The organism is Mesotoga sp. HF07.pep.5.2.highcov, assembly GCF_003666285.1.
GTDB classification, from domain to species: domain Bacteria; phylum Thermotogota; class Thermotogae; order Petrotogales; family Kosmotogaceae; genus Mesotoga; species Mesotoga prima.
In genome coordinates this window covers 1-1,744 of the sequence record NZ_JFHJ01000488.1, presented here as the reverse complement: position 1 = coordinate 1,744, position 1,744 = coordinate 1, and the positions used below count along the sequence as shown (strand labels likewise).

Here is a 1,744-nt window from a genome sequence, read left to right as displayed (position 1 = left end):
GCCGTCTCTCCTTCGAGGTATCCATTGAGAAAATTCTCTATAATCCTGCCTGTTCTTCTAACCGTTTCCCCGAAACGCCTCATATGTTCTTCTTTTTGGGAAGAGTTTTCAGAGAATTTGAAACTCCACCTGTATCTTCTCAAACAGTGGTACCGCTTTCCTTTGACGATTTCCAGAACAACTCTCTTCTCGGAAATCGGATTCCTCTCTGCCGGCTCAAAAACCAGATTCTCAAGGTTCTCTACAGATGCGAACGGATCGGAATTTGAAGTCTCGTCATTATCGTGGTCTTCAGTTTCAACTTCTTCAAACGCTTCTTCATCTGAAAGCTCTTCTTCACTTTCTTCGCTGGTTTCAACGGGCCTGTTTCTAAAGGACGTGGTCAGCGATTTAAACTTTTCCTTGTTTTTGCCTTTCGACTTTTCACGTATCTTTTCTCTTATTCTTTGCCTACCCATTTAGCCACCTCTCCCGGCCTAAGCGCATAATTCGCCTTAGGAGACTTCTCTTCAATTTCCTCTCCGATTCCGATTTTCTCTGAACGGCCGCTCTTCTCGAAAGAGAGCGCAGAGAATATCCCAACTTCCCTTGGATCAGAGAGTCTCTTCTTCAATTCCCCTTCAGTATGTATTCCGGTATCCTTCAAATGTCTAAAAAGAACTTCCAGATAAATAGAGGCCACATCGATGGTACCGAGAACGGGCGATCCCTCTTCAACAGAACCTGCCTCCGACGTCGAGGAACCCTTCATTATCCCTTCGATAGATCTGTCAGCAAGCCATTTGAGATAACTGGAAAACTCTTCTTCGGCCTTAAAGAATTCCGAAGAGACCCGCTGCATACTGAACCCTGATGAGCCTGTCTGAAAGGTTTTCATCGAAAGCTGAGTTCCCCGCTCTCCTATAGTATGGCCTGAAAGAACTCCCAAAAAGCTGCCGACTCTAAACTTCTTCATACTGGAGAGATCGAGACCCGCACACTCCGAACAGATGCCGTACTCCACTGAGGATGCGCACTTAACCGGACTCCTCAGCAAAAGATCGCAGTCTCTGAAGTCATTCAGATTACTTCGCGTTACAGGCATCCACTCTTTGTCCATCGGTCTTCTGACATATCTGCCGAGTATTAGTCGTTCAAGAGAATACTTTCTCATTTCAAGATGCTCAATAAAGGACTTCTTAAGTTCTATTCCGTCATCTGTGCCACAGTCTTCTTCTGCGACAGAAACAGGATATAGAAACTCGACCAGCTTCCTGGTGAAGTATCCGGCCTCGGCGACATGGAGTTTCTTGTCGATTAGACCTGTCCTAGACCTGGACGCGATGTTCAGCTCAAGACCACCTGTACGACCAAGATAATCTTCTATCGAAACCCCTCTTGCAAAGGCTTCAGCTCTTCTTCCATCGAGATCTATACCCTCAGCCATCTGTATGAAGTGATCTGATTTTCCTCTACTGCCCGAATCCTTAACGCTCTTGGCAACCTCGCTCATCAAAGCGATATCGCTCAGATCAAGACTCAGTTCCGATTCATTTGACGCTGCAAGGCTTTCATTCTGCCACTTCAGAAGATCTTTCGAAATATTATTGGAATTCTCAATTATCTCAGTGAGCTCCTCTTTTACCTTCTTGGAGTTAAGTCCTCTCTTTCTATATAGACCGTATACCAAATCCTGGGTGACCGAAAAAGTGAGTTCTCCCGTTCCAATTCTAAATGGGTTGTTGGAGGGAAGCATAGATTTCAG

Annotated in this window: 2 pseudogenes; both read right to left on the bottom strand. The window is 45.4% G+C overall.

Annotation, left to right across the window (positions count from 1 at the left end):
- A pseudogene (locus tag BG32_RS10360) lies at positions 1 to 458 on the bottom strand (hypothetical protein); the annotation flags it as partial.
- Positions 440 to 1,744: pseudogene (locus BG32_RS10355) on the bottom strand (DNA-directed RNA polymerase subunit beta); the annotation flags it as partial. The pseudogenes BG32_RS10360 and BG32_RS10355, both read right to left, overlap by 19 nt.